27 protein-coding genes are annotated in these 25,533 nt (G+C 36.1%); 21 read left to right on the top strand and 6 right to left on the bottom strand.

What is annotated here, in order from left to right; all coding sequences use genetic code 11:
• Window positions 1–128: 128 nt before the first annotated feature.
• The 11 genes from B0X80_RS18700 (at window position 129) to B0X80_RS18645 (ending at window position 8,679) form a co-directional block, all read left to right on the top strand.
• Window positions 129–494 (top strand): hypothetical protein, encoded by a 366-nt coding sequence (locus B0X80_RS18700; RefSeq protein ID WP_077343078.1) that lies wholly within the window; start codon window positions 129–131, stop codon window positions 492–494.
• 111 nt (window positions 495–605) lie between these two features.
• Window positions 606–1,553 (top strand): adenylate/guanylate cyclase domain-containing protein, encoded by a 948-nt coding sequence (locus B0X80_RS18695; RefSeq protein ID WP_175623991.1) that lies wholly within the window; start codon window positions 606–608, stop codon window positions 1,551–1,553.
• A 1-nt stretch (window position 1,554) separates the two neighbouring features.
• Window positions 1,555–2,085 carry a Pycsar system effector family protein gene (locus B0X80_RS18690; RefSeq protein WP_139345352.1) on the top strand — a complete coding sequence of 177 codons (531 nt, stop codon included), beginning with the start codon at window positions 1,555–1,557 and terminating at the stop codon, window positions 2,083–2,085.
• Between the two features lie 459 nt (window positions 2,086–2,544).
• A complete protein-coding gene (locus B0X80_RS18685) occupies window positions 2,545–3,261 on the top strand; it encodes a hypothetical protein (RefSeq protein ID WP_077343072.1) in 717 nt (238 codons plus the stop codon).
• 489 nt (window positions 3,262–3,750) lie between these two features.
• A complete protein-coding gene (locus B0X80_RS18675; RefSeq protein WP_077343068.1) occupies window positions 3,751–4,098 on the top strand; it encodes a hypothetical protein in 348 nt (115 codons plus the stop codon).
• Between the two features lie 284 nt (window positions 4,099–4,382).
• Window positions 4,383–4,667 carry a hypothetical protein gene (locus B0X80_RS18670; RefSeq protein WP_139345351.1) on the top strand — a complete coding sequence of 95 codons (285 nt, stop codon included), beginning with the start codon at window positions 4,383–4,385 and terminating at the stop codon, window positions 4,665–4,667.
• A gap of 91 nt (window positions 4,668–4,758) precedes the next feature.
• Window positions 4,759–5,511 (top strand): hypothetical protein, encoded by a 753-nt coding sequence (locus B0X80_RS18665; protein WP_077343064.1) that lies wholly within the window; start codon window positions 4,759–4,761, stop codon window positions 5,509–5,511.
• Between the two features lie 73 nt (window positions 5,512–5,584).
• A protein-coding gene (locus tag B0X80_RS18660; protein ID WP_089024921.1) for an IS3 family transposase occupies window positions 5,585–6,777 on the top strand; the annotation gives its coding sequence in 2 pieces (ribosomal slippage) (window positions 5,585–5,882 and window positions 5,882–6,777; 1,194 coding nt in all).
• Between the two features lie 105 nt (window positions 6,778–6,882).
• Complete coding sequence (locus B0X80_RS18655) at window positions 6,883–7,275, top strand: hypothetical protein (RefSeq protein ID WP_175623990.1); 393 nt, start codon at window positions 6,883–6,885, stop codon at window positions 7,273–7,275.
• A gap of 453 nt (window positions 7,276–7,728) precedes the next feature.
• Window positions 7,729–7,926, top strand: coding sequence for a hypothetical protein (locus B0X80_RS18650; protein ID WP_077343062.1), 198 nt, complete (start codon window positions 7,729–7,731; stop codon window positions 7,924–7,926).
• A 120-nt stretch (window positions 7,927–8,046) separates the two neighbouring features.
• Entirely contained in the window at window positions 8,047–8,679 is a 633-nt protein-coding gene (locus B0X80_RS18645) for a hypothetical protein (protein ID WP_077343060.1), read from the top strand.
• 1,029 nt (window positions 8,680–9,708) lie between these two features.
• Here B0X80_RS18645 and B0X80_RS18640 read toward each other — a convergent pair.
• Complete coding sequence (locus tag B0X80_RS18640) at window positions 9,709–10,665, bottom strand: IS110 family RNA-guided transposase (RefSeq protein WP_077343058.1); 957 nt, start codon at window positions 10,663–10,665, stop codon at window positions 9,709–9,711.
• A 707-nt stretch (window positions 10,666–11,372) separates the two neighbouring features.
• On the opposite strand from B0X80_RS18640, the gene nrtS reads away from it, so the two are divergent.
• The 6 genes from nrtS to B0X80_RS18610 all read left to right on the top strand — a co-directional run bounded on the left by nrtS (window position 11,373) and on the right by B0X80_RS18610 (window position 15,051).
• Window positions 11,373–11,597, top strand: a complete 225-nt coding sequence (nrtS, locus tag B0X80_RS18635) for a nitrate/nitrite transporter NrtS (protein ID WP_077343056.1) — start codon at window positions 11,373–11,375, stop codon at window positions 11,595–11,597.
• A gap of 153 nt (window positions 11,598–11,750) precedes the next feature.
• A complete protein-coding gene (locus B0X80_RS18630; protein WP_077343054.1) occupies window positions 11,751–12,329 on the top strand; it encodes an ankyrin repeat domain-containing protein in 579 nt (192 codons plus the stop codon).
• A 464-nt stretch (window positions 12,330–12,793) separates the two neighbouring features.
• Window positions 12,794–12,985 (top strand): hypothetical protein, encoded by a 192-nt coding sequence (locus tag B0X80_RS18625; RefSeq protein ID WP_077343052.1) that lies wholly within the window; start codon window positions 12,794–12,796, stop codon window positions 12,983–12,985.
• A gap of 75 nt (window positions 12,986–13,060) precedes the next feature.
• A complete protein-coding gene (locus tag B0X80_RS18620; RefSeq protein WP_077343050.1) occupies window positions 13,061–14,041 on the top strand; it encodes an alpha/beta hydrolase in 981 nt (326 codons plus the stop codon).
• A gap of 100 nt (window positions 14,042–14,141) precedes the next feature.
• Window positions 14,142–14,495, top strand: a complete 354-nt coding sequence (locus B0X80_RS18615; protein ID WP_077343048.1) for a DOPA 4,5-dioxygenase family protein — start codon at window positions 14,142–14,144, stop codon at window positions 14,493–14,495.
• 124 nt (window positions 14,496–14,619) lie between these two features.
• The gene (locus tag B0X80_RS18610; RefSeq protein ID WP_077343046.1) at window positions 14,620–15,051 is read left to right on the top strand and encodes a MarR family winged helix-turn-helix transcriptional regulator; all 432 of its coding nucleotides are present in this window, start codon (window positions 14,620–14,622) and stop codon (window positions 15,049–15,051) included.
• A gap of 146 nt (window positions 15,052–15,197) precedes the next feature.
• Here the strand turns inward: B0X80_RS18610 and B0X80_RS18605 are convergent, their stop codons facing one another.
• From B0X80_RS18605 to B0X80_RS18595, 3 genes are all read right to left on the bottom strand, one after another.
• Window positions 15,198–16,463, bottom strand: coding sequence for an MFS transporter (locus B0X80_RS18605; RefSeq protein ID WP_077343044.1), 1,266 nt, complete (start codon window positions 16,461–16,463; stop codon window positions 15,198–15,200).
• Between the two features lie 107 nt (window positions 16,464–16,570).
• Entirely contained in the window at window positions 16,571–17,326 is a 756-nt protein-coding gene (locus tag B0X80_RS18600; protein WP_077343042.1) for a GntR family transcriptional regulator, read from the bottom strand.
• Between the two features lie 361 nt (window positions 17,327–17,687).
• Entirely contained in the window at window positions 17,688–18,461 is a 774-nt protein-coding gene (locus B0X80_RS18595; protein ID WP_077343040.1) for a GntR family transcriptional regulator, read from the bottom strand.
• Between the two features lie 229 nt (window positions 18,462–18,690).
• On the opposite strand from B0X80_RS18595, the gene B0X80_RS18590 reads away from it, so the two are divergent.
• Genes B0X80_RS18590 through leuD form a run of 4 tightly spaced genes read left to right on the top strand, consistent with a single transcriptional unit; the run spans window position 18,691 to window position 23,170 of the window.
• Window positions 18,691–20,277, top strand: a complete 1,587-nt coding sequence (locus B0X80_RS18590) for an FAD-binding oxidoreductase (protein ID WP_077343038.1) — start codon at window positions 18,691–18,693, stop codon at window positions 20,275–20,277.
• A 15-nt stretch (window positions 20,278–20,292) separates the two neighbouring features.
• Window positions 20,293–21,147 carry an alpha/beta hydrolase gene (locus B0X80_RS18585; protein WP_077343036.1) on the top strand — a complete coding sequence of 285 codons (855 nt, stop codon included), beginning with the start codon at window positions 20,293–20,295 and terminating at the stop codon, window positions 21,145–21,147.
• A gap of 2 nt (window positions 21,148–21,149) precedes the next feature.
• Window positions 21,150–22,553 carry a 3-isopropylmalate dehydratase large subunit gene (leuC, locus tag B0X80_RS18580; RefSeq protein WP_077343034.1) on the top strand — a complete coding sequence of 468 codons (1,404 nt, stop codon included), beginning with the start codon at window positions 21,150–21,152 and terminating at the stop codon, window positions 22,551–22,553.
• Window positions 22,553–23,170 carry a 3-isopropylmalate dehydratase small subunit gene (leuD, locus tag B0X80_RS18575; RefSeq protein ID WP_077343032.1) on the top strand — a complete coding sequence of 206 codons (618 nt, stop codon included), beginning with the start codon at window positions 22,553–22,555 and terminating at the stop codon, window positions 23,168–23,170. Before leuC ends, leuD begins: the two co-directional genes overlap by 1 nt.
• A gap of 505 nt (window positions 23,171–23,675) precedes the next feature.
• On the opposite strand, the gene B0X80_RS18570 is transcribed toward leuD, so the two are convergent.
• Window positions 23,676–24,050, bottom strand: a complete 375-nt coding sequence (locus B0X80_RS18570) for a MerR family transcriptional regulator (protein ID WP_077343031.1) — start codon at window positions 24,048–24,050, stop codon at window positions 23,676–23,678.
• Between the two features lie 117 nt (window positions 24,051–24,167).
• The gene (locus B0X80_RS18565; RefSeq protein WP_077343029.1) at window positions 24,168–25,352 is read right to left on the bottom strand and encodes a CaiB/BaiF CoA transferase family protein; all 1,185 of its coding nucleotides are present in this window, start codon (window positions 25,350–25,352) and stop codon (window positions 24,168–24,170) included.
• Window positions 25,353–25,533: the final 181 nt, after the last annotated feature.

Genomic DNA, 25,533 nt, shown 5'->3' with positions numbered 1-25,533 from the left:
TTGTTGTACCATACACATAACAAGCAATTCAACAGGACTAAAAACAGTGGGCTGTCCGCTTCGCTTCCATTTTAGCCCACAATTTTTAGCCCGTTAATTGGGCGTTAAGTTACTTATCGAGGTTTAGTGTGGAACTCAAAGACTTTATAAAAGAAGCTATTAAAGATATATCTGAAGCAATTAATGAATCTAATAATGAGCTATCTGAATTAGGTGTTATTTCTAACCCCTCAAGTGTGAGTTTAGACAAGCGAGATGATATATATGGCCACATGCATATAAACTCGCAAAGTGATAAAACCACAAGGCCGGTTCATTTGCTTAAATTTGATATAGCTGTGTCTAGCACTACCAAAGATAATGGTAAGGAAGGTATTGGTGTAAAGGCTTTAGGGATATCGCTAGGTAAAGAAGGTGAAAAATCAGATGAGCTTAATAATAGCAGTAGATTACAGTTTAATGTTCCGATAGCTTTTCCTATAGGTAAAAAGTAACTTAACAAGTTGCTTAAACGGACACAAACAGCTGGCTGTGCTCGTACCTCGCTATTATAGCCAGCCATTTTTAGCCGCTTAGCAAAGCGTTAAGTTACTAGGGAGATACTGGTGGCACTAAAGGACTTTTTCAAAGATCTAGATAACGAAGTATCAACTGTTTTAGATAGTAGTTTTGAGATTGAAATTATTGATACTAAGTTTGTACCAAACTTTGATGACCCTAGTATCACTTTTGATAATTTAGATACAAAAAAGAAAAAATGCAAAAGACTAGAGAGCTGTGTACTGTACGTCGACATTAGAAATTCAGTAAAGTTGAGCGCTGAAAAACAGCCAAAGACACTAGCAAAGGTATATTCATCATTTGTACGCACAATGATTGCGTGTGCCCGATATTATGGGGGGCATGTAAGAAATATTATTGGTGACAGAGTGATGGTAGTTTTTGATCAAGATGATTGCTTTAAAAAATCAATCGATACAGCTACTTTAATGAATAGTGTTTGTAAGTACATTCTTAATAAACGAATTAAGAGTACTGATTTCAAATGTGGAATTGGAATTGATTATGGAAAAATGCTTATAACTAAAGGTGGTGCTATAAGGCAAGGTGCTGAAAAGGAATTTTATCGTAGTTTAGTTTGGCTAGGTAAACCTGCAAATATAGCTTCTAGGTTAACCGATCTGGCAAATAAAACTGAATTTAGCCAGACACCTGCGATTCATCAAGGAAATTATTATCCATATATTAAAGATTGGCATTGGCAAAGTAAGCCATATGAACAGTTTATTGATGATTTAGAATCTACATCATCAAGGATGCTTAAGCATAAAGATGGGCACTTCTATACTTTTTTTAAAACTACAATTTCACATAGTAAATCATATAGTCCTATTTTAATCACGAAAGCTGTATTTGATGGTTTGAAACGTGATTGCCCTCAGTCCCCATATATTGATAAAAATCTTTTTTCTAAAAAAGATGTATCTGTTAGAGATTACTATGGTGACGTATATGGCGGTGATGCATTTTTTCCGGAAGTTAAGGATATTTAAATTGAAAAGCGAAGATCTAAAACTTGATTATATATTTGACAAAATAATAGACTGGTTAAAGTTTGCGGAGGCTAAAAATGGTGCCGTATTAGCTGTTAATAGTGCTATTTTATTCGGTATATCAAGACTAGCAATATCTATAGATATTATTAGTAATTCTTTACTTATTTATATTGTTTTCGCTGTTGTTCTTTTAGCTTCATCTATTCTAGTAGCTCTACTATCGTTTGTGCCTCGATTAGAACCACCTATTTGGGTTTCTTTCCCGCAAAAACCTGAAAAAGTTAACATATTATTTTTCGGACATATTTGCTCTCTCACACCCAAAGGATATCTAGAGTGTTTTTACAAAATAAATGGGGGAGGCACTAATCAGTATAGTGACATTGACAATCAACTTTCAAACCAAATTGTGGCAAATTCAAAAATCGCGTACATTAAGTATAAACAGTTTAGCTTTTCTATTTGGCTTACAATCGCTGCTTTGTTGACCCCTCTCGGAGCTTTACTTATTTATAAAATTAGAGTGTAGTAACTTAACAAGCCACTCAAGCAGGACAAATAACAGTTGGTTTTTGCTCGTGCCTCGCTTATTTTAACCAACTGTTATTTGCCTCTTAGTGGGGCGTTATATGCAACTCATGTAGTAAGGTGCTTTAGCTAATAATTTAGTTGCTAACTTTTACTTTTGTAAACGCTGCTGAGGGTTTCGCTATTTTAGTTTTCCAATAGTCACTAATAAGCTTTGTTGTTTTTATTACTTCGTAATGTAACAAAGCTATTATTTCGTTCTGGCATTTGTGGGTAGCTCAATTTATAGTGCGTTTATCACTATCGGTTTTTACTAGTTGCTTGTGTAGTTGTGTTTAGGTTTATCGAGCATATAACAAGCAAATCAACGGGACTTTTACAGCTGGCTGTTTCGTTCCTCAACATTATAAGCCAGCAATAAAAGCCCATTATTTGGGCGTTATGTGCAAAGGAGTGTGTCTTGAAGTTTGTCGTATTATTCATTTTATCTTTTTCTTCAATGTTGGTTCAAGCTGAAGTAAATTTTAGAGTCCCGTCTCGTGATTATATTAATGTAAAAGGTGATTGGAATATTTTCTATGAAGCTAGTCTGAAAAGGTCAAATCCTCAACTAGCTAAAGAATCTTTGCTCAAGTTAAAAAGTACATTAAAGAGTATTGAAAAAAAATTACCCCGCAATTCATTACGAAAACTAAAAACATTAAAAATATTCTTAATGTTTGGTGAAAACTCCCCACATGGAGGAAAAAAAAGTGGAATGAGGTTTGTTAGGAGAGGAGAAACAAATAAGAGACTTCATTATGATAATAAATGGGAGCATTCGATAGTTATTTATAGTGCTAAAAATTTAATGTATTTAACGGATATGTGGGCTAAAAAAGCTTTAACTCATGAACTTGCACATGCATGGCATATAATGCACTGGCCAGATAAGTATGCACAAATACTAAACCCCTGGAAAAATGCTAAGTCAAAAGGCTTATATAAAAATGTTAAAGACTATAAAAACCGTATTAAACCTAATGCATATGCAATTAAAAATAATCTAGAGTATTTTGCTGAGCTATCCGCAATGTATTTTGTTGGTGGTGATTATTACCCATATGAAAAGATTGAATTAGCCAAGTATGATCCAATGGGCGTAGCTATGGTTAAAAGATTATGGTCTGTCAGGTAATTGCACATAACAAGCAATTCAACAGGACTAAAAACAGTGGGCTGTCCGCTTCGCTTCCATTTTAGCCCACAATTTTTAGCCCGTTAATTGGGCGTTAGGTAACCCAAAGCATGGATAGCTCTCGAATAAATGGTTATATGAAAAAATGCAGTATCTACTTTGCTGTAATTTATTTGATCACGTTTTTAACTTCTAGTTTATTCATACAAGCTTTTGACTACATTCATGGTCTAATCATCGGCGCTAAAATCGTCGATGGTTGGTCACTTGGAATTATGGCTTGGTTTGGGTTAATCTTTGTTATTCCAATTGTTTATTGTTTAATAATTGGGTTTTTACTATTTAAAAAGCATGCACAAACATAGCTTATGGGTACAGGTTACCTAACAAGGCAATTAAAAGGACTAAAAAAAGCGGGCTGTTCGCTCCGCTCCATTTTAGCCCACTATTTTTAGCCTCTTATTGAGGCGTTAGCATGCAGGGAAAGTTTTGAGAGTAATCTTAATTTTAGTGTCATTATTCTTAATCGGTTGTTCTCCAACTTGGAAAGAACTTCCTTATGAAGTTTATTATATCGACGGCACTAAAACTTTAGGGTACTCATTAGGTGAAGGCGCTTATATCGGACGTATAGATGAGCCTAAATACATTTCATCTAATGCTAAATATATCTCTGTGTATGCCTGCCCAGAAAACTCGTGCTCATATTTTTATATAGATAAAGTCAACGATCATAAGTTCGCTGAACATAATGAGTTTGTTTTCGGTCCTTACACAAAGGAGCAGTTCTCAGGTTTAGAGTCAAAGTTTGGGCTACCACAACTAAAAGAAGAGTAATTTGCATGCTAACAAGTTACTCAAAAGGACGTAAAACGCTTGGCTTGCGCTCCTTCGTCGCTAATTTTAGCCAAGCATTTTACGCCCATTAGTAAGGCGTTATATTTTTTAAGTAGCATGGATTACGCCGATGTATGGAAAAGCCCTGATTTTTATCTCCTTTAGTTGTATTTCCAGCAACATTGTTTCTTTTTATGTTTCTTGATGTGTTTATTTATAAATCGCTGCCAAGATTTGGAGACATATGGTACTTTTTTTTACCTGTGAGCATTGGTGGAATAGTAGTGGCTTTTCAATTAAACCTAATTATTGGTTTACCTGTTTTGTATTTTCTAAATAAGTTTAAAAAATTAAATTTTTGGTATATTACCCTTTGCTCTATTATTTTAGCTTTCGCTCTTCCTTGGTTAGTTTCAGGCCATCAATTATTAGGGGCAGTTAACAAAGCACCGTTTAAAACTGTATATACACCTTTCTTAATTTTTTATTATGTATTTGTCATAAATGTTTGTAATCTTTGCATGTTTAGCGACAAACAAAAATATAACAAGCCAATCAAGCAGGACTAAAAACAGTTTGCTTTTTGCTCCTGCGTCGCCTATTTTAGCAAACAAATTTTAGCCTCTTATTGGGGCGTTAGGCCCATATAGAGAGTTCTCAATGTTTTCAAGAAGAAGCATATTAGCGTTGGTAAACGCACTTAACTTCCGTACTCATGATGAAGTGGAAAGGTTTTCAATAGAATTCGAGTTGGAAAGCGTTATATCCGGTCAGTGGATAAAGGAAAAAGAAACTTCGATTACGAAATATTTGGTCGAGAACGGAAATGCCAAAACGCAATCAGGAGCTCCGTTCGTAGTTGATGTCGTGGAATATCTATTACGGGATCGGTCAAACTGCGCTAATACTAAAGCACTTGAGAATGCACTGGCAAAAGATGGGTACGAGCTAACGGAATCATCTGTCCGTAAATCGCTACCATCAGCTATACCTCTACTTGAGTCTGAAAACAAACTTGTAGAAATATTGAATAGAAGAGGGCTTACCGTTGCAATAGGTCATTATGAGCAGGCCATAGCGGCTCATGGCCGTGGTGATTGGGCTGCTGCAAATGCGCAGATGCGATCATTTGTTGAAGAGTTTTTTAATCAGTGCCATGCGTTATTGAGTGCAGGTTCCGGAACAACCACACAGCAACGAAAAGAAGACCTAGCACGAACTGGTTTTTTTGCATCGCAGTACAATGAATTTCTGAATAATGGCACTGGATTCGTAGAAGGTTTTTGGAAGCGTTTGCATCCGCAAGGTTCACATCCTGGGCTTTCTGAATCGGCAGATTCATCATTCAGGTTACATTTAGTGCTTCTGGTTTTACATCATTACGCTGAGAGACTGGATGCCCAGTTGGCCTAACAAGTGACTTTTGTCGGACGTGAACTTCCCCCGTTTTAGTGGACACCTCTAGATAACGCATCTGGAGGTAATTTTGCCAAAGTATAATAATCCACGTAAAACGTGGCAGTATTCAACGGAGTTTAAAGTTCGAGCTGTTAAAATGAGCTATCAACCTGATATTAAAAGTTCTCAGGTTGCGGAAGGCTTGGGTATTCATCCATTTATGTTGTCCCGTTGGCGCAAAGAGTATCGAGAAGGCCATCTTCAAGGTGATGGAAAAAGGCGAGTAGGTTTGTCAAAGAAACGCAAAGTGAAATCGGCGAAGCAAATAACTGAGAACGCTCAGTTAAAAAAAGAAATCGATAGGTTGAAGAAGGAAAATGACCTTCTAAAAAAGTGGCAACAGTATCTGGCGGATCAACATCAGAACGATTTGGATTCATCCACAGATACGGAAAAGAACTAGGGATACGTAACCTTTGTCGTTGGATGCAGGTATCGCCCAGCGGCTACTATGCATGGCGTCAGCGAGGGACAACGGATCGGGCATTGTCCGATCAGCAATTGTTAAAACAGGTCACGAAGATATTTGACGACAGTCACGGACGATATGGCAGTCCTAGAGTCTATGAATCCCTGTGTCAGAGCGGTTACCGCATCGCTAAGAAGCGTGTCGAGCGGCTAATGCGTGAAGCAGGGCTCAAAGCCAGGGTCACCAAAGTAACGCGGCGAATGCCAGGGCTTAAACGCTTCATAGCGAAAGGTGAAAATCGATTATTGGCGCGCGACGCTGCAACGGCACCGGATCAAGTTTGGGTCGCCGATGTAACCTATATTAAATTACAAGGAAAGTGGACGTATTTAGCAACGATCATGGATCAATACTCGCGCCGGATATTGGGTTGGTCATTATCCTATTCTAGAACAACGGAGTTAACGACAACCGCTTTAAGGTATGTCATTAAAAAAGGACGAAACCCAAAAAATGTTATTTTTCACACCGATAGAGGTGTTGAATTTACGGGCTCGGTCTTTCAATCTGAATTGGTAAAATATGGTATGCATCACAGTGTCAATCGACCAGTACATTGTACAGACAATGCGTTCATGGAATCGTTTTACCATTCTTTAAAAGGTGAGTTAATCCGGCAAACCTATTTTAAAGGAATAGAAGAGTTGCGATCTGAGCTTATCAGGTATATAAATAAATTTTATAACACGGTGAGGTTACACTCAGGTATTGGGTATATGTCACCAATTAATTATGAACAAATGGCAGCGTGAATCCCGAGGTGTCCATTTTATCGGGGGAAGATCAACGTAACTACGCTGCGCTCCGTCACGCCGCAAAGCCAAGCGTTAGCTTACTCGTAGCATTTAGGAGAATCTGTGAATCAACCAACAATAGTCAACACTAAAGCTGAATTAAAACAGGCATTAAAAAGAAAAGATGAAGAAATATTGATCACCAATAATGATTTAGTAAAAAACATAAAGATTGTTAAAGGTGCCACTAAGGGAGCATTAGCTGCTGCTGTCGCTGGTACAGCAATAGCAGCAACTAACTTTTGGAATCCTGTTGGCTGGAGCGTTGCCGGGATTACAGCTATATCTTCAGGGGCTTTAACAGTAGCGTTAGTTGCACTAGGAGTTGGAACATTAATTTGGGTTTTGATCAATGACTATGATCTTAACTTTGAAGCTGGTGGCGAATATACAGATCAAGATGGTCGTAAATACAAGTATTATGGAAAGGCTTCAGCTAAAAAGCATAAAAAGTAAGCTAACAATAACATTAAACGGAAAATTTACAGTAGGCTTTTCCGCTTCGCTTCAAATTTTAGCCAACTGCAAATTTCCGCCTATGTAAGCGTTATATGCAATTCATGAAGTAGGGTGGTTTAGCTAAAAATTTGGTTATTAACTTTTACTTTTGTAAACGCTATTACGAGTATCGCTATTCTAGTTTTCGAATAGCCACTAATAAGCTTTATCTATTTAAAAGACTTTGTTGGTAAAGCTATTATTTCGTTCTGGCATTTGTGGGTAGCTCAATTTATAGTGCGTTTATTACTACCGTCTTTTACTTTGAACTTTTGTATTTAAGTTTAGATTTATCAGGCATATAACAAGCAATTCAACGGGACTTTTACAGCTGGCTGTGCTCGTTCCTCGCAATTATAGCCAGCAATAAAAGCCCATTAATTGGGCGTTATATGTAAAAAAGGAAGTATAGTGTCACCAAATGTTTTAGCTGACTTAATTATCAGCCTTGTTCTAATTTGTGTTGGTTTAGGGTTAATAGCTCACGGGAAAAAGCTTAAAAGTATTCCTCCTGCTAAATCTAATTTTGCTTCGCCTAATGTTTTTATCGTATTAGGTTCAATAATGTTAGTTACTCAGTTAATGGAATTGGTTAAAACGTATATGTAATTTACATATAACAAGCAATTGAACGGGACTTTTACAGCTGGCTGTGCTCGTCCCTCGCAAATTATAGCCAGCAATAAAAGCCCATTAATTGGGCGTTAGGCAAAAGGATCAATTTCACGTATGGAGTTAATTTTAGGTTTCGCTACCATATTAGGTGGAATTACTGCTATTTGGTTTTTTTGGGATAAATTTAAACCGAATAAAGTGGTACGTTTAACCAATTCAGAAAAGGTAACTAAACGCGAAGAGTTACGCGTGATTTTTGAAGATAAGCTTCTTGAAATTAAGGCTAATAAATTAACATCCGATATTATTTTAAGAGATGTTGATCGTGTAGATCTTTACCCTGAAACATCTGATGACGAGGGTATTTCTTCTTGGTTTCGTTTAGGCCTACTTGAAACATATCACCGTGGTATAAGAGTAGCCTTAAGAATTGGTTCTCTGGTTGAAGTTGAAAATGGGTATAGATTTAGAGATTACGTTAATGGTGAAGATGGCGATCTAAAAGTTTGGATGGTTGGTGAAATACCATTTGAGTCTATTGAGTCAATAAACTGGTCAGGAGATGGATATTACGGCCAGCCACATATCTATTGCCATTTTGAACATGATCAAGGTGAGCCTTATGAAAGAATTGTTTTTTGTGAGGAACGTGAACTTCAACCAGGGATGCGTTACTTTTCTGAAATTGCAGACTTTAAAGATGTTTATAAAAATAGTAGCGAGATAGGCTTAGAAAATTTTGCCTAACAAGTTGCTTAAACGGACAAAAAACAGTTGGCTTTTTGCTCGTACCTCGCTTATTTTAGCCAACAATTTTATTGCCGCTTAGCAAAGCGTTATGTGTCTTCTGCATTTAGTTGTTGGCACGAGCTGAAATAGTTTTATTAAGCTCCATAGCTTTGTAATCGCTGCTTACGAGTTTTCGCTAGTTTAGTTTTGTGGTGGTCACTAATAGGCTTTGCCTTTTATACCTTTTTCAAAGGTGGCAAATCCATTAGTTCGTACTTAATGTAGTGGTGCGCTCAAATTAGCGTTTTGTTAAAAATAACGGTGTTTACTTGTACCTTTTGCGTTTAGAATTGAGTACAGTAAACACATAACAAGTTGCTTAAAAGGACAAAAAACAGTTTGCTGTTTTCGCTCCGCTCAACATTTTAGCAAACAATTTTTTGCCTCTTAGCAAGGCGTTATATGCAATTCATGTAGTATGGTTGGGTTAGTTGATCATTTAGCTACTAACTTATACATCTATAAGTGCTGCTACGGGTTTCGCTATTATAGTTTTTCAATAGTCACTAATAAGCTTTACCTTGTTAAAGACACTTTTGTGGTAAAGCTATTATTTCGTCCTGGCATTTATGGGTAGCTCAATTTATAGTGCATTTATTACTACCGTCTTTTACTTCTGACTTTAGTCATTAAGTTAAAGTTTATCAGGCATATAACAAGGCATTGCAGCAGGACTAAAAACAGTTGGCCGTTGCTCGTGCCTCGCTATTTTGGCCAACAATTTTTAGCCTCTGAATGAGGCGTTAGCAGTCTTATTCAGTTTGTATAAATCAGGGATTGGTTTTTAGTAAAAAGGTTTTACGTTTCTATCTACCTATCTCTAATTAAAATTTACTTAATGTTAATAGTTTATCGTTGTTTTCTTTGCGTTAACTTTTAAGTAAAGTGTATTACTAATAAATAATTGCCTTATTGGTAAGTTATAGCGGTAAACCGCAAGCGTTTATCTTTATACAGCTAACAAGTGACTATGGTGTCAAATCTTAATTATTGATTCATTTTTGGATCCCAATATACACCATCTCTGACCATCGAATTTAAGATCACAATCATCTTTCTAACACAGGCAATAATCGCAATTTTCTTTGGTTTTCCGGCAGCAACAAGCCGCTGGTATGTTGCCTTAAAAACGGGATTACATTGCATCGCTGACATCATGGACATAAACATCGCAGTCCGTATTTGATGACGTCCGCCACGTATCATTCGTTTCCCTTTATATATGCCACTTTCTCGGTTAATTGGCGCTACTCCAACGAGGGCCGCGGCTTCTTTATTGGTGATATAGCCAAGCTCAGGCATGTTACTTAGCAGGCTAAATGCAACGACATTTCCTACGCCAGGAACACTCTGAATAATGTCATTTTTTATTTGATATTCTTCACATTGCTCAATGAGTTTAACCATTTTATTGTCTATTTTTGTGAGTTGATTATTAATAACAGTGAGCATGGGATTTATCGTACTTTCTAGTGATTTTGGTAGTATTTGAAGACGATTTTTCTCCATGGTACGTATTTCCATTAACTGGCAACGTCTGGATAATAAGTCACTCATCTTTCTTAAAGTTTCTGGCTTAAGCGTAGATAGCTTGGGCTTTATCGCTTCGCTATAATAGGCAATCAACTTAGCATCCAGCTTGTCTGTTTTCGCTAATTGCCCCACAGAGCCTGCAAATTTTTTAATGCGGACAGGGTTGGCAACAACAAACGGTAATTTTTCGTTTGCACAAGCGATAATAAAGGCTTGCTCAAGTCGTCCTGTTGCTTCAATCACAATGCGTGTTGGCTTGTGTTTTCTAATTTCTTTTATGGCTTTATTGATACCTTTTTCATCGTTAGTTACGGTGAAATAAATATCGAAAGGGCGTATGTAAATGTCGAGTTGAGTTTTACCTGTATCGACTCCGACATTAATTTCATTTTGATTATTTTTGCAATTCATAATAAGCTGACTCCGCCTTGCTAATTCGGGCTCGAGGCCCCGTTGACTATTCGAGTTTAGTGCTTGGAGTTTTATACGATGTTCTTACTTGTTATCGGTCTCTCGACAGAGGAGCCATCAATCAATCGAACTATCGTATAAAAAGGCTTTGGTTGCAGCCAAAGCTTGGGCCTCACTTTACCTAAACTGGTTTGGAAAAAGAACATGGATGTGGGTGTTATTATCCATACAAGGCAATTGAGTCAGAATGATTCTCTAGTTTTAAAGTAAGATCGTTAGATATATTTCCATCATTATCCAACGATTAATATGCTTTTGTTTGGTTTTTAACTGAAGGAGGAAACGGTAATATGGCTATAAGATGAATAATGGAATTGTTGATTACTTCATGCCTGAAAATATACCATGTTAATGAGAAGTATAATAACAGTGGTGAATTTACTGTTACAGGTAGAGTAGTAATAAACAGGCCTAATTTGATGGTGTTTAATTTTGGTGGAAGTAAAAAGGGTATAAATTCAGACATATCCAGAAGATACTGTCCTACTCAGTACAAACATAGCTAAAAATTCGTTTCTCGGATTATTTGATCTTTATGCTGTAAGGCTGAATTAATTAATTTTGTTAGAGTAGTCATATTGTTGGTCTAGTTTTAGTGCATAACCCTTGGGTTGGGTTTTAATTTAAAAAAGGTGTGTTATTTATTAATGAATCAGAATAGTTTTATCTCGTTAGCCTTTTCTAAACAAGTCATGTTTAGAGCTATAAAAGTTGCTTTATTAGTAGGTACACTTTTGGCACTCATTAACCACAGTGAAAAAATACTCACGATGACTTTGTCTGGCGAAGATTTTATAAAAATAATTCTTACATACCTTGTGCCGTACGGTGTTTCAACGTGGTCAGCTGTTCAAGCGATTAAAAACGTATAGTGAGCATCAAATTTACATCAATATTTGGACTAAAATAGCAGAGATAAATACTACTGGATTTCAATTAATGATGCATTTCACTAAAAAATATTAAGTATTACGTTTATATTATCGTAGGAAGCACTTTCAATACATGATAAAGAGAATCTAGATATGAACTCGGTAAATCCAACGTTAATTATTAGCCTTGTTGCAGCAATGGGGTTATTTGTGTATTTAAAATTAAGTAATCCATATCAACAATATAGTACGGAAGCATTTTGGAAATCTGCAACAATAGCTGACGTATATGAGATACCAGCAGCTGCACTCCACGTTAATAATAAGAATGGCCCTGTGATAATGTGGGCGGCGTCTGTCACAAACGATCCCAAAATAATTTCAGCTCTTATAAGTCGAGGGGCAGATGTAAACGAACGGGATATAGACTTTCATGGTACGGCATTAAGTGCTGCTTCGTATCAAAATACAAATCCCCAAATAATAGATGAGCTGGTGAAGCAGGGGGCGGAGGTTAATATTGTTTTAGGGCGTCTTAAGAAGTCACCTTTACTTTTAGCCGCAGAAAAAAACACTCCAGCAGTCACAGAACGATTATTATTTCATGGAGCAAATGCTGAATATAGAGATGCAAATGAGAGAACGGCTTATATTCAGGCTTTAAAGTCAAAAAATAAAGACGTTATTGCGGTATATGAGAAAATACAAAATAAAAATAATAATACTAAATAAATTTAGCTTGTTTGTAGCGTGACTAAAGATAATCTGATCAAATGCTTATATCCCACCTATTGTAAATTATCGTTGATAAAACCTTGCTTTATTTTCATCCAATATAGTTAAATTACTAATAATAAAATATTTCCCTCATTAAAAATTTTATAGAAATCAATTAATGCATGGTAAGCGTTAGTTTACTTTGTTTTGTACTCGCATTACTTCTAGCTCAATTTAAATAATCTATAAACATCTGTGTTTATGTTTATTTGTTTTATTCACCTGAAATAAATTTATGATATGGTTATTTAATGAACAAAATTAAAAAATGGTAAATTTTTATAATGGTATTACGTGTACTTATATCAAGGTGTTTAGTATTTGTTAACAGGTAGTTTATTACTTGCTCAAGCAGATAATAATAAATCACGTCTAAGTAGTGCTCTGTAAAACGTTGTTTAAAAAGAACCTCTCATGAAATGAATATTACGCTAATGAAAGATAAACCTGCAGCCTTTGCTTTGGGTAAAAAATATTTAGAAGCGTCTAAAAATACAGGGAAAATCTACGCAGAAGGACGCGCAGAAATGAAGGATATTGTCATGAACCAATTTATCATCGATCAAACATGGGAAGAACACCCAATGAGAAACCTGTTTGGTAAACGCTAATATTACCCTTGTAACAATGTTTTCGTAAAATAATGTTAAGTGATTTTGTCAATGAATTAATGAAAGGAGAAGTTTATGTTATTTGCAACAAACCGTACCCCGAAGCAATCAGACAAGACTAAAAAGGGACGAAAAATTAGTTTTTCAATGCAAAACACCAGTGTTCAACAAGATATGTATTTTTGTCGCAGAAACGGTGTTGATGATTACACTGAAATAGGAAGTAAAGCATTTTTCCAGGAGTTAAAAGATTTAAGTAATAACACCCAAGTTTTATTTTATATTCATGGTTTTAACAATATTGGAGAGTCAGATATATTTCCAAATGCTGAAGTTTTACAAAGTATGTTTGATGAATTAAAGCCTGGGCTTATTCATATAGTTCCGCTTATTTGGCCGTGTGATGATGACTCTGTTGTTGCATTTATGGATGACTATTGGGACGACCAACGTGCTTCAAGGGCAAGTGGCGATGCCTTTTCACGTATGTTTGGTATGTTTGACAATTGGCGTAAAGAAGAAGCTAAAAAGGTGGACCCTTGTACTCGTAGGATGAACGTATTAGCACACTCAATGGGGAATCGTGTTTTAAGAAATGCAATAAGTAATTGGGTTACTTATGACATGGCCGGTAATATGCCACAGTTATTCCGTAATGTTTTTATGGTTGCTGCAGATGTTGTTAATCATACTTTAGAATACAAAGAAAAAGGTCGTTATATTCCTGATTCTGCAAGAAATGTAGTGGTCTATTATGCCAATGATGATTTGGCTATGCCCGCTAGTAAACTAGCAAATTTAAAGAATATGACTGTATCACGCCGGTTAGGAATGACAGGGCCAGAATCGATGTTGGAAGGGCGTTTAGCGCGTAACGTTTACGAGGTTGATTGCGATAATTTCAATAACAGTTGGGGAGATAAAAAAGGACACACTTATTTTTTAAGGAATAAAAATGGAACTATTAGCCCCGTTATACATCATATGATTGCTGCAATTGACGGGGGGAGAGTTAAGCCTGCTGATCGTCATCATGTACTTATAAAACCTGAATAGCCTAACTTATACCACACGAATTAAATAGGCTGTTTTTATTTAACAGCCTGTTTTTCCTTTCATATATGCTGGTAAGGAAATGTTAGCAAAGAGAGATTCAATGAATTCAACTCAACGCCCCGTAAATTCACATAATGCTTACCACGCGCATATTTATTTTGAACAAGAAACATTATCTTTTGCCACCCGTTTATGTGAAAAAGCAGGCGAACACTTTAATTTAAAGATTGGACGTATTCATCAACAAGCTGTTGGTCCTCATCCTAAGTGGAGCTGTCAAATATCGTTTGGTAAAAAACATTTTGATGCGTTTATTCCTTGGCTTGATGCTAATAGAGAAAGTTTAACTATTTTTATACATCCTTTGTCTGGCAATAATTTAAAAGATCATACCCTTTATGCTTATTGGTTAGGAAATAGTGTTGTACTTAATACCTCAATATTTGAAGATTAAAAATAAGTGATTAGGTGTAAGTTTTGTTAAATTGAGTTTATCTTTAATTTTGATGTATATAGGTTGATAAAGTCTACTAGGTTGCGCTAAAGTTACAGCTCATATTACTATCCAAGGTAACTTAATGAGTAACGAATACATTTCAGATGTCGTTTTCGATATTATTCATTCTTATAGAATCGCAATGCGTAGCGCACTTAATGCTAGTGACTTAGGATTAAATTATATGCACGTAAGATGTTTAACCTTTATTAATAGTAACGAGGTGTGCACGGCTAATGACATTGTGAGTTATTTTGCCCGAGACAAAGCACAAATAGCACGTTTGATTAAAGAAATGATTGATAAACAATGGTTAACAAAAACGATAAATATTGAAGACAAAAGAAGTCAGTTTTTATCTTTAACCGAAGAGGGTAAACGGTTGGTTGCTTTTATTTTAAAAACACAAGCTAATGTGCATAAACAAATGCAAAAAGATATTAGTTCGCAAGCATTAGAAAATTTTCAACAAACCGCTGAGGCAATGGCCACAAATCTTAAGATGTTTAAATAAGTTTGGCTTTATTTATTGTCGCCGATTATAGAAGAGTAAATATTTAAAACGTAAAGCTCTCTTATATAAACAGTTAATGATTTTATATAAGAGAGAAGGGAAATGCAGTGAGTAACGTGTATATATGCACGATCACCATTTTATATTTATACGTGTTTCTTAATTTGGCTAATTAACACAACAGATATAGCAACTAACACTGAAAATATAATGAATGAGTTGTCGTAACTTCCGTAAGCGTCATATATAGCGCCTGTTGACCAAATACCTAAACCGCCACCAATAGCATCAAGTACGGTAATAGTTCCTAATAATTTACCTGAAGCTTTAAGTCCAAAGTTATTTACCGCATTCAGTTGCAGTAAGGTATAGAAGCCACCCCACATAAAACCAATGCCCATAATGGCAAACATTACGTTGTCTTTATCTGCAAATAACATAGCAATTAGCGATAATAACATGGCTGTTAGATTGAAATACAATACGCGTCTACCTTGTATTTTATCTGCAATTAAGCCGAATAAAAATTTACCAATTAATGCTGGAACAAATAACGCGCTTAAACCTGTTGCTGCTGTTTGCGCATCAAAACCTAAGTCCATTAAATGCAATATCAAATTCGCTTGAAAGCCCATTATGGTATAAAAAGTAAACATAGCAATAAATGCGATAGCCCAAAATGAACGTGTTTTTATTGCGTCTATGTATTCTAAACCGTGTTGAGATAAATCAGCTTCTTGTGATTCCGCATCAGCATTAACATCATTACTAAAGCCGAATGGTTTACGATTACAATCAGTAGGGCGGTTTTTAACTAAAAATAAAGCTAATAAAAATAATACAGATGGGATAACAGCAGCGAGTTGGTAAGCTTCGCGCCAGTTCATACCGGATGCTAACCAAGAACTAAATAATGGAGCCAGTAATGCACCACCTAAAGAAGTACCTACTACGGCAATCCCTATTGCAGTCCCCCTTAATTTTACAAACCAGTTTGATACTAAAATTACTGCTACATTTAATCCACAGGCTAATAAAACTACAGAAAAAGCGGCATGTATCATATAAAGCTGACTTATATTTGTGATATTCCCGTAAGCATAGTAGCTGGCACTAAGTACTAATGCGCCAACAATCATCAGCAGTTTAACGCCAATTTTATCAATTAAAATTCCAACAAATGGTGCAAGTATGCCGGTAAGCGCTAAAGTTATTAGGCCTCTTAATTTTAGGTCGCCTCTAGACCAATCAGGGAACTCAGCTAACATTGCGCTATCAAAAGCGGTGATACCGGTTATGATCATTCCGTTTGAAACCAATAAGCACATCATCGCTATAAAAACGATCACCCAATGCATAAAGTGACCAGAATTGGGACTGATCGTATTTTCTTGTGCTGATCCAGTGTTCATATTCGCTCCTAATAATTGTGTTTGCGAGTCTTGCTTTTTTATTTACAAGTATGTTTTATAAATTTATTTTTATTATTTAACCCTAACTAATTAACTTGTATAACAACTTATTCATTAGGGAAAAGTATAGTAGAAAAACTAAAACGTTTAGCCGGGTAGATACTTTCAGCAACTAAAATTAAATCATCATTTTTTTTATTAAAATAACGACGGGTAATTTTCATTGCTGCTGAATTGGCTTCCGTATTTAGTTGATAAGCTAATTCTTCAGGTATTAAACAAGCTGATATTTGTTGTTCTATTTTGCCTATATTCTTATCGTTTAATGCTTTCATTACCGCGTATATTGCGGTTTTTTTATCTTTGAGTTGCTCATCTACGGCATCCATATGAGGTAGGCGGTAAATATTTGAATAACAAATAGGTTTTTGATCATGAGGTTCTAGCCTTATTCCTCCCACATGTATGCAATGTTCACCTTTAGTGGTATCAAGCAGTAAAGCCATTTGTTGATCTAACTGAATAATATCGCTTACTTTTATATTAAAACGAGTACTTTGCCCAAACTTCAATAAATCGTTAACGCTATTAATAAACTGGTTAATCTTTTCGGGCATTGAGTTACGTATAACCATGGTGCCAGAGCCTTGCTTACGTTCAACTAAACCTGTTTTTTCTACATGCCTAAGTGCTTCACGAGCGGTATGGCGACTTATTTTAAATTGCTCACACAGCTGCTTTTCAGTTGGCAATAAGCTATGTAATGCATATTGCTCAGAAAGTATTTGTTTGATTAGCTTTTCACCAATTTCAACATATTTTGCTGTTTTGGTTTTAGACGATGTTGATTTTGTTTTAGTCATTTTTTGTTTCCAATTAACAGAATGACACTTAGTTGAATTTGTCCGGACATATTTAGACTATAGTAATTGAGCATACTTGCCAACAAATCTTTAAGGGAATATTTAATACTAAATTGACATTGGTCAATATGTCTTAAAACGATGTGTTTATAAAAAATATATGGCTTGAATTTTGATTTTTTGAAGTTTTATAGCATGTGAAATATTTAAGGTAAACATCTTAAGTTTTTGATTTTAATTACATTGTACTGAGGTTGTTGTAAGTTATAGGGGAGGTAATATAAAAATGCTGAATAATTTAAGTATTCAGCATTAAGTGTTTTTTCTAAAATTTTAGATGAAGCCAATGTAACTATTTTACTTACTTTATCGACTCAGGCGTTAAATCCATATGGTACTGAAATCTATCTGGATGATAGCTCGCATGAAGATAATCCACTAAGTTTTCGTCTTTATCAAAAGACCGACGTGTTAATGTTAATAAAGGAAACCCCGTATCAACGCCTAATTCCGTCGCTTCTTTAAGGTTTGCGGCTTTTGCGCTTAATGCTTGTTTAACATGAGCGATTACAATACCGTTTTTTCTAAAAACTTCTAAACGTGTCGTCGATTCAAGCGTTGCTTTATCGTTAAACTTATCTAAGCCTTTACTCCAGCTACTGTAAAAACCAAACGCTTCATTGTCTCTAATACGTACACGTGTCATTTTTAATAACTGTTCGCCATTAGCTAAGCCAAATTCTTTTGCTATCTCGGCAGGAGGACGGGTATGAACTATTTCAATAACTTTAGCGTCTGAATGTTGCCCCATAAACTCTAATTCTTGCAACATACCAATTAATGGTGCTTTTACCGGTTTAGGTTCATATTTATGAGTAACATGGGTGCCTTTAGCTCTTCGTCGTTCAACTAAACCTTCGGCTGATAATTCATCTAATGCGCGTTTTGCCGTTATTCTTGAAATACTAAATGCTTTCGATAAACCTAATTCAGTAGGAAGTTTTGATCCATCTTCTAAACTCCCATTCAATATATTTTGTTTTAACAAACTATACAGTTGAAAATACAAGGGCGTGGGAGAATCTTCTTTCAGGGGATATTGTTTTAATGAGTCAAATTGCGTATCAAATGACATTATTAGCGCTCCGTGTGCATTATTATGGGTAAATGATATAACAATGTTACAAGTAATCATAACGTTTAGTTTGTAGGCCTTTTGCTAAAGGTCAAATGAAAAACGTAAAAAACTTCGTAATTTATTTATTTCAATGCTATAAAGTACTAATGTTAGGTCAATAGGTTTATTGGGTTGTGTATCTCAGTAAATTCTTTCAGTTCAATATAATAATAAGTTGGAGATCACAATGACAATAGAAACATCTTCTTATCAAGATGCCATAAATGCATTAATTAATGTACTAGGTAGCGAAAATTTATTAACAGATGAATACTCTAGAAATCTGTATGCGCAAGACGTATACACAAAAGATCTGTTAGCGTTAGCTGTTGCACGTCCTGCAAATAAAAGTCAATTGTCAGAAATACTTAAAATCTCCAAAGAATATAGCATAACGGTTGTTCCTCGCGGTGGCGGAATGTCTTACACCAAAGGTTATGTTCCAAGTAAAGAAAATACCTTAATGATTGATATGTCTGGCATGAGTCGTGTGTTAGAAATAAATGAACAAGATATGTATGTCACTGTTGAATGTGGCTGTACATGGAAAGCGCTACATGAAGCATTAAAAGGCACCGGTTTACGTACACCTTATTGGGGTACGTTATCAGGCAGCAAAGCTAGCATTGGTGGTGGTTTATCTCAAAACTCAGTTTTTTGGGGCACAGGGCAATACGGCACAGCAGTAGATTCAGTGATTGGATTAGAAGTTGTTATAGCAGACGGAACTATTATTAAAACGGGATCTGGTGCGCAAATAAATAGTACGCCGTTTTTCCGTCATTATGGACCTGATCTTACCGGTTTATTTACAGCAGATACGGGAGCTCTTGGCTTTAAAGCTGAAGCTACGTTACGTTTAATGCCTGAACTACCAGCGAAAGGTTATCTAGCCTTTGATTTTAAAACCGCTGATGAGTCGTTAGACGCCATGAGTGAAATTGGTAGAAAAGGCCTAGCAATGGAATGTTTTGGTTTTGATCCCTTTTTACAAACTCAACGTTTAAAAAGAGAAAGTTTAAGTTCAGACGTTAAAGCTTTAGCGGGTGTCATGAAATCTTCAGGTTCATTATTCGGTGCTCTTAAAGAAGGTGCCAAGGTTGCATTAGCTGGCCGAGGATACATGAAAGATGTTGACTACTCGGTACAAATTATTGTTGAAGATCGTATAGAAATAGCGGTAAACGCTAGAATGAAAGAGATCAGAGAAATAGTTGCTAAGTTTAACGGTAAAGAAATTGAAAACAGTATTCCTAAAATAGTAAGAGCAAATCCATTTGGTCCGGTTAACGGTATGTTAGGCCCTGAAGGTGAGCGTTGGGTTCCTAGCCATGGGTTATTTCCTCATTCAAAATTAAAAAGTGCTTTTAAAGCAATTGAAAATGTTTTTGAAAGTCATAAAGAAGGTATGGACAAATACGGTATTGGCGCAGGTCATTTATTTGCTGTTGTTTCAACCAATTGTTTTGTACTTGAACCAGTATTCTTTTGGCCAGATGCTTATACCGAAATACATGAGCACAGTGTTGAAAAAGACCATTTAGCTAAGCTCACTAAGTTTGATGAAAACCTAGAAGCTCGTGATCTTGTGCAACAAATTCGAACTGATTTAGTTGAGCTATATAAAGACTTAGGTGCTGTACATTTACAAATAGGTAAAACGTACCGATTTAAAGAGGGTATAGAGCCAGATACCTACAAACTTATTGAAGCCATTAAAGCTATTGTTGACCCTGAAGGGCGTATTAACCCAGAGTCTTTAGGCTTAAAGTAAGGTTTGGGAGTTGATATGAATAACAGTAAAGCGCTAAAGCATTATGTTACTTTAAACAATGGATCTCCTTGGCAAATACATTATCGTAGCCAAGGGCAAGGTAAGCCGGTTATTTTGTTGCATCCATCGCCTTTATCATCAAATTTTATGTTACCTATGATGAATTTACTGGCTGAAAATAATCAGGTGTTTGCATGGGATGCTCCAGGCTACGGACAATCAGATCCGTTACCTGAAAATAGCGGTGGATTAGCACCTTATGTTGACGCTTTAAAGTTATTTATTGATGCATTAAATCTTGAAGACGCGGTTATTTATGGCTCAGCAACGGGGGCGCAAATTGCGATTGAATATGCAAAAGCTTACCCCAACAGCATTAACGGTATTGTATTAGAAAATGCTGCGTGGTTTTACGATGAAGAACGCGAAGAAATACTTAAACAGTATTTTCCAAATATAGAACCAAAAGAAGATGGTTCTCACTTAACTTTAGTGTGGAAAATTGCGAATCAGCTTTACCATTACTTTCCGTGGTTTGATACATCAGAAAAAGCGCGTGTTAGTCATGCTGAAATACCTGCGGAACTCAAACATCAAACATTGATGGAATATTTTACAGCAGGTAAAAATTACCATTTAGCTTACGAAGCTGCATTTATGAATGAACGCCCAGAGCAGTTGGCTAAAGTAACTATAGCCACTCACTTAATTCGGTGGGAATCTTCAATGCTTAAACCTTACGTTGATCGACTTGATAAGGCAGACTTACCTGCAAATATTGAAATGAAACATGCAGACGCGGGCATTGAAAACCGTTTTGCCACATTACAATCTTCAGTAAAAACGTTGAGTAATCTTTCAGGGAAATAATTATGGCTAACACATTATTTGAAAAAATTTGGCAAAGTCATGTCATAGAAAACTTAGACGATGGCGCAGGCCTTATTTATATTGACAGGGTGTTTTTACATGAGCGTACAGGCTCTATCGCACTTAAAAGTTTAGAAGCAGATAACCGCAAAGTGGTGAGTCCTGAACAAGTTTTTTGCACTATGGATCATATTGTAGATACTTTTCCCGGTAGAACCGATAAAACTACAATGCCCAGTGGTGAAGATTTTATTATTGCTACAAGAGAAGCCAGCCATAATGCTGGCATTAACTTGTTTGATGTGAATGATCCATTACAAGGTATTGTGCACGTAATTTCACCTGAATTAGGCATAGTACAGCCGGGTGCAACCTTAGTTTGTCCTGACAGTCATACTTGTTCGCAAGGGGCTTTAGGTGCATTAGCTTGGGGTATTGGTTCAAGTGAAGCAGAACATGCTTTAGCCACTAAAACGTTACGTGTTACCAAACCTAAAAATATGAAAGTAGAGTTTTACGGCAAGTTATCTTTTGGCGTTACTGCAAAAGATATGATTTTACACTTAATTGGTGAATATAGTGCAGCAGGTGGTGCTGGTTATATGGTTGAATTTTGTGGTGAAGCTGTTGAAAACTTAGAAATTGAAGCCCGATTAACCTTATGTAATATGGCGGTCGAGTTTTCTGCTTTTTCTGGTATTATCGCGCCAGATCAAAAAGCCATAGAGTACCTAGCGGGTCGCAAATATGCACCTAAAGGAGAAAACTGGAATAAAGCTGTGAAATATTGGCAGTCTTTATTCACCGACACGGATGCTGTTTTTGATAAAGTGATACGTATTGATTGCCAAAAAATTTATCCTACTATTACTTGGGGTAATAGTCCTCAGCATACTTGTGCAATAAATTCTGTTGTCCCAACGCCTGATGACAATTGTGACGAAAACCAGCTGAAAACACTCAATAAAGCCATGCAATATATGGATGTTTCAGTAGGAACTAAACTAACTGAACTCAGTATAGATGGAGCTTTTATTGGTTCATGTACTAATAGTCGAATTTCAGATTTACGACTAGCGGCTCAATTACTCAAAGGTAAAAAAGTTGCCAGCGGTGTAAAAGCTATTTGTGTTCCCGGTTCTACTTCTGTTAAAAAACAAGCGGAAGAAGAAGGTTTAGACAAAATATTTATAGCCGCAGGTTTTGAATGGCGCGAATCGGGTTGTTCAATGTGTTTTAACGCTGGGGGCGAAAGTTTTGGTTTTCAGCACCGTGTTGTTACCACCACCAACCGAAATTTTGAAAGCAGGCAAGGGCCTCAAACCCGCTCACACCTTGCTAGCCCTGTTACTGTAGCAGCTTCAGCCATAGCAGGGCGAATAGCTGATCCTAGGGAGTATATTTAATGGATAAGTTTATACAGCATCAAGGTGTTGCGGCTCCTATGTTGCAATCAAATATAGATACCGATGCAATAATTCCATCACGAGAAATGAAGCGAGTGTCTAAAGACGGATTAGGTGAGGGGCTATTTGCTGGTTGGCGATATACATTACCTGGTGGTCGAGAATTAACCACTGATTTTATTCTTAATAAAGCGGAATATGCAAATACCACAATATTACTCGCTGGAGACAACTTTGGTTGTGGCTCATCAAGAGAGCATGCCGTATGGGCGTTAAAAGAATATGGCGTTAAAGTGGTTATAGCCTCTGGTTTTGGGACTATTTTTTATAATAATTGCATTCGTAACGGTATATTACCTGTGCAATTATCGTATGAAACTATTGTGGGTTTAGCCGAGCAAGTTCAGGCACAACCACAAGAAAATCAATTAGCCGTTAACCTACAAGAAACGTGGATTGAAGCACCTTCAGGTGAGCGATTTACTTTTGACATAGAACCAGAAAGAAAAACCATGTTGATTGAAGGGCTTGACGTGATTGACGTAACTTTAAAGTTAACTGATAAAATTAAACATTTTCAACAAAACTACCAATTAACATATCCTTGGTTAAATTAGTTTTTATATTGAACCTGAACTTGGGATGATAGGATTTATAATCTATAACTTTGTTTATAAAAGAGAGTAAATATCTACCATCCCAATAATATATTACCCACCTGATAAAATTCGTTAACCGAATGAGATTAATCAAGTTATTATTCTATTCTTATGTACCTTTTTAATAACTATCAAATATTCTGCTGTTTCTAAATTATAGCGGTATCAGTATAAAAGCATTAAAAATCGACATTAATAAGTGTCTTGTACCCGTTACCACTCAAGAGGCTATTTCAGAATGCTTGAGTGATATCAATTCAGGCAGTGCTTTGTAATAATGATCGTTCCCTTATAAAAAGCATTAACGCAGAAGCAGTTACCGAGAATAACCATGACGTAAACTTAATGCCTTGCATACATGGATATAGACCTTAGATTTCGTCTGGAACATGAAATCTGTGCCTAAATTATTTTTAGTTCCCACTGAAACCTGCATCTTGAATGGTTACGGGTATATAACATGTTATTTCAATGCGTTAATAAGGTAGGAATTACTCTGGTTGTTTGATTTACATACATGATCCATATCATTAATTGCTTTTTCTAACAGCTGTAAATGAGTGATTTTTTCACGAATAATGGTGAGCTTTTCTAAATGAAGATCTTCTAGTTGAGTGCAGTTATTATCCATTAACAATAATGATGCTATTTCTTTTAAACTAAAACCCAATGTTTTCGCTTTAGCTATAAATATAAGTTTATTAGCTATAGCTTCATCATACATGCGGTACCCCACGTCAGGCTTAATAGGCTGAGTTATAAGACCTTGTTTTTCATAGAACCTTATTGTTTCAACATTCATTTTTAATTCTTTAGCCAGTTGACCTATAGATTTCATGCTATTAACGACCTTGAAGGTTATATGACGTATTACGTAGAAGTAGGATGGGGATGCCAGTTAGTAAAGCGTCCCCATATATTAGGTATGATTTATCATGCTTAATGAAAAAGGTATTTAATCTCTGATCACACCTAGATCAATCAGCTTATTTATTTCTTCTTGACTAAAACCTGCATCTTGTAGTGTATTAATTGAATTACCATTGTCTGTAGGAATATCTCTACGTAGTGCAAAACGTTGGTTATTCATTTCTAAAGGAATAGCAGGAAGTTTAGTTTTATCACCATTCGGTAATGTTACATCAATTAAGCCGCCAGCGTTTAAATGAGGATCATCAAATAAGTCTGACGGTTTATTAATTGGCGCAAAGGGTAAGCCCGATTTTTCTAAGGTATCCATGAGCTCAGTTTTACTTAACTTAGCAAATGCCGCGTTAATTACAGGTAGAATACGTTCTCTTTGGCTTACACGGCCATTGTTGGCCGCTAGCGATTCATCTTTGCCGAGTTCATCTAAACCAAACGCATCACAAAAAATACGCCATTGTGTATCACTGACTACACCTACAAATACTTGTTCATTGTTAGCACATTGAAAAATGTCATAAACGGCCCAAGCTGACCGACGTACCGACATAGGTGGTGGAGCTTCTCCGGTAACCGCTTGTTGCGCCATGTGTTGGCCCACCATAAAAGCGGTAGTTTCGTACAACGAACTAGTAACTTGCTTACCTTCACCTGTTCTATGTCTTTCTTCTATGGCTGCTAAAATACCAATAACACCAAACATGCCGCCAGTAATGTCGATAACGGAGGATCCTGCACGCATGGGTTTACCTTCTAGCCCTGTCATGTAAGCTAAACCGCCCATCATTTGGGTAACTTCATCTAAGGCCGTTCTATGAGCGTAAGGCCCACTTAAAAAACCTTTTAACGAGCAATACACAAGTCTAGGGTTTATTTTTATTAAGTCGTCAAAACCAAAGCCTAGTTTATCCATAGCACCGGGTCTAAAGTTTTCTATTAATACATCGGCTTCTTTTATTAAAGACAGTGCAACTTTATTGCCTTCTTCTGATTTTATATCTAAACACAGGCTTTTTTTATTACGGTTGTACATAGAAAAATAACCAGATCCCGAACCTTTTAATCTACGCGTATTGTCGCCTGTTATCGGCTCTATCTTAATAACGTCTGCCCCAAGGTCAGCCAATATAACGCCTGTTGTTGGTCCCATTACCATGTGGGTAAATTCGACAACTTTAATTCCTTTTAATGGAAGTTCAGAAGGTTTGGTCATAAGTTGTGTTCCCTATGTATTTAAATTTGATAATCAAGATTTAGTCTTGCTCTTGAAGTTATGACATAATAGTATAACAATAGAGTTTTATTGAACAGGTTAACATTTGCCTTTTGTCAATTAGCAGGTTTGGAAAGCGCTATTTGGCATATATCAATAGGGTAATCATTGTGCTGTGTTA

Origin of the sequence: Pseudocolwellia agarivorans (assembly GCF_002000085.1) — a bacterium.
Lineage (GTDB): Bacteria > Pseudomonadota > Gammaproteobacteria > Enterobacterales > Alteromonadaceae > Pseudocolwellia > Pseudocolwellia agarivorans.
Note: the sequence above shows the minus strand (reverse complement) of the source record. Positions and strands in the feature narration are given on the sequence as shown.

What these genes read in the sequence shown, in the direction of transcription:
- B0X80_RS18665 (WP_077343064.1), top strand. Translation starts at nt 4,759, where the DNA reads ATGTTTTCAAGAAGAAGCATATTAGCGTTGGTAAACGCACTTAACTTC.
- B0X80_RS18645 (WP_077343060.1), top strand. Translation starts at nt 8,047, where the DNA reads ATGGAGTTAATTTTAGGTTTCGCTACCATATTAGGTGGAATTACTGCT.
- B0X80_RS18640 (WP_077343058.1), bottom strand. Translation starts at nt 10,665, where the DNA reads ATGAATTGCAAAAATAATCAAAATGAAATTAATGTCGGAGTCGATACA.
- nrtS (WP_077343056.1), top strand. Translation starts at nt 11,373, where the DNA reads ATGAATCAGAATAGTTTTATCTCGTTAGCCTTTTCTAAACAAGTCATG.
- B0X80_RS18630 (WP_077343054.1), top strand. Translation starts at nt 11,751, where the DNA reads ATGAACTCGGTAAATCCAACGTTAATTATTAGCCTTGTTGCAGCAATG.
- B0X80_RS18625 (WP_077343052.1), top strand. Translation starts at nt 12,794, where the DNA reads ATGAATATTACGCTAATGAAAGATAAACCTGCAGCCTTTGCTTTGGGT.
- B0X80_RS18620 (WP_077343050.1), top strand. Translation starts at nt 13,061, where the DNA reads ATGTTATTTGCAACAAACCGTACCCCGAAGCAATCAGACAAGACTAAA.
- B0X80_RS18615 (WP_077343048.1), top strand. Translation starts at nt 14,142, where the DNA reads ATGAATTCAACTCAACGCCCCGTAAATTCACATAATGCTTACCACGCG.
- B0X80_RS18610 (WP_077343046.1), top strand. Translation starts at nt 14,620, where the DNA reads ATGAGTAACGAATACATTTCAGATGTCGTTTTCGATATTATTCATTCT.
- B0X80_RS18605 (WP_077343044.1), bottom strand. Translation starts at nt 16,463, where the DNA reads ATGAACACTGGATCAGCACAAGAAAATACGATCAGTCCCAATTCTGGT.
- B0X80_RS18600 (WP_077343042.1), bottom strand. Translation starts at nt 17,326, where the DNA reads ATGACTAAAACAAAATCAACATCGTCTAAAACCAAAACAGCAAAATAT.
- B0X80_RS18595 (WP_077343040.1), bottom strand. Translation starts at nt 18,461, where the DNA reads ATGTCATTTGATACGCAATTTGACTCATTAAAACAATATCCCCTGAAA.
- B0X80_RS18590 (WP_077343038.1), top strand. Translation starts at nt 18,691, where the DNA reads ATGACAATAGAAACATCTTCTTATCAAGATGCCATAAATGCATTAATT.
- B0X80_RS18585 (WP_077343036.1), top strand. Translation starts at nt 20,293, where the DNA reads ATGAATAACAGTAAAGCGCTAAAGCATTATGTTACTTTAAACAATGGA.
- leuC (WP_077343034.1), top strand. Translation starts at nt 21,150, where the DNA reads ATGGCTAACACATTATTTGAAAAAATTTGGCAAAGTCATGTCATAGAA.
- leuD (WP_077343032.1), top strand. Translation starts at nt 22,553, where the DNA reads ATGGATAAGTTTATACAGCATCAAGGTGTTGCGGCTCCTATGTTGCAA.
- B0X80_RS18570 (WP_077343031.1), bottom strand. Translation starts at nt 24,050, where the DNA reads ATGAAATCTATAGGTCAACTGGCTAAAGAATTAAAAATGAATGTTGAA.
- B0X80_RS18565 (WP_077343029.1), bottom strand. Translation starts at nt 25,352, where the DNA reads ATGACCAAACCTTCTGAACTTCCATTAAAAGGAATTAAAGTTGTCGAA.